Genomic DNA, 2033 nt, shown 5'->3' on the forward strand with positions numbered 1-2033 from the left:
TTACTGTTTAATGTATTACAAAACAAGTGATGCTTTATTACTGTACATAATGTTTTAAAGAGTTATTATTTGTTTCTTAGTCTTAACTTTCTGTATTCATATATTTCTTTCAGTCCTTTAATCAGTCCAAGTATAAGAGAAGTACACAGAATCAAAACGACTACATTTTTGTAGTACATCTCAGGTTCTTGAATCAATCCAAGAATTCATATTGCTAGTATCGGTAAAATAGTCAAAACCATCCCGATATAGAATAGATGATCTTTATTTTTTAAAATACCATAAATTAAAAATTCAAAGACAGTTAAAGCAGGAATTAAAAAAAGTATTGATATTATTCGTCTTTTTTGAATCACATCATCAATATCAGTTCTCATTGGCTCAACGATTCCACGAGTAACATCGTCTGAAATATCCATCGGAATCCCAAGCCAAATAACTCCACCCCAAATTGTCAGGATTAGAATCCAAAGTCCAACAATCAAGATTTTTAATGCCTTTGTCATGCGATTTTCAATTATGCTAAACACCTATTTTCGTATTGTGCAGTACACTCTTAAACATTACTACATAGACACAAGGCTTTTAAATTTTTCAATCGTTACTGGATTTGATTTTACGCAATAAATACCAATTTCTCCAATAACCCTATGCTTTTTTAGTCTTTGCTTTGTGTTTTTTCTTTTCACGATTAGTTGACTCAATTTCAACCTCTCCACGGAATTCATAAAAAGGCTCTTTTTTATAAATAGAGGAAAATAAATAGTAATCATGATCTTCAATATAAAACTCGGTCCCCATTTTTAATAGAAACTTTTCTTTACTATTTGCTTCAGCATTCAGATACCATAATATGTTGTCATTAATTTCAGTAGTATTTAGTTGCTTTCTCTTTTTTATAATAATATAAGCAGGAGAAATAAATAACTTATCTAGCTTACTATTTGTAATGAAAATAGTCTTTAAGTCTTTTAAAGGAGTAATTACTGTATAGAGTTTATGAGAACTACCATCTTTTAAATGAACTGTTACTCTTAATAATACCTCTACAGTTTTTGCTGTTCATTGTATTCTATTTATTCTTCATTTCTTGAAGTTCCTTTTTTATAATTTGTAATTCTGCATTCTGCTGTTCAAGTTGTTCAATCAGTTCAATCTGATAAAGCGTGAGTTCCTCAATCTTTTTCAATAGTCGCATATTCATATCTCCAAGATCAATTCCGTTTTTAGCAATTTCGTTAGCGGACGGAATTTCGGGAAGGTGTTTATTTTCAGATATATATTTTTTAGTTTCTTTGAGAGTTCGTAGTTCGTAACCCGATTCAAACACATAGTCTGGCACACTGAGATCTGCCAATACTTTTACTTCAGTTGCTCGGATTTGTCCGTTTACGGCAAGTTTTGATTTAGGATTGTCAGTTCCAATGCCTACATTTTGGTCGAAATATATCGGCCATCTTTTACTGCAAACCCCAATCACTCGTCCAGATATTTCAATTATGTTTCTGTCAGGTGCTGTCGGATTATATATAGGATCATCCAATATCGGCATGCTTTGTCCATCTACTTCTACCCAAAGATCAGTAGGGTTATTAATTCCGACAAAATGGATATCAAGTACATATTCTTGATTATTAACAGACCCACCTCTTATTAGGTCAACATGATTAGTGTTGTAAAATACATTATCTGTTATGTTAATTGAACCTCCTTGTCCAAACCGCATGAGAGAAACATTCATTGTAATCAGTGTTTGTCTATTATTTCCAACTGTTCCGTATATTCTAACCATTCCTCCTCCTCTAGCTGTTGTTCCACTAATAATACGGTACCATCCATCTCCATTTGTTAAACTTAGTTGTTTACTTTGGGCAAAAATTTCTGATGTGGATATGGACAATATAATTGCTAAAACTGTAAGTATTCTATTTTTCATTTTTTAAAAGTTGTATCTCTTATTTGTAGAAATTGAATATGACATTTAATAAAAACCATGTTATATGTATCATACCATGGCATTTATACAATAGTAA

General features: G+C 31.2%; 2 protein-coding genes. Both read right to left on the reverse strand.

What is annotated here, in order from left to right; genetic code table 11:
• Nucleotides 1-206 precede the first annotated feature (206 nt).
• Nucleotides 207-506, reverse strand: a complete 300-nt coding sequence (locus PL77_RS29620) for a hypothetical protein (RefSeq protein ID WP_044213605.1) — start codon at nt 504-506, stop codon at nt 207-209.
• 566 nt (nt 507-1072) lie between these two features.
• Nucleotides 1073-1936, reverse strand: a complete 864-nt coding sequence (locus tag PL77_RS31265) for a hypothetical protein (RefSeq protein WP_052444844.1) — start codon at nt 1934-1936, stop codon at nt 1073-1075.
• Nucleotides 1937-2033 lie beyond the last annotated feature (97 nt).

This window comes from Flammeovirga sp. OC4, assembly GCF_000812565.1.
Classification (GTDB): Bacteria; Bacteroidota; Bacteroidia; order Cytophagales; family Flammeovirgaceae; genus Flammeovirga.

Bases quoted from the DNA above. Each gene is read 5' to 3' on its own strand.
- PL77_RS31265 (WP_052444844.1), bottom strand. From the start codon at position 1,936: ATGAAAAATAGAATACTTACAGTTTTAGCAATTATATTGTCCATATCC.
- PL77_RS29620 (WP_044213605.1), bottom strand. From the start codon at position 506: ATGACAAAGGCATTAAAAATCTTGATTGTTGGACTTTGGATTCTAATC.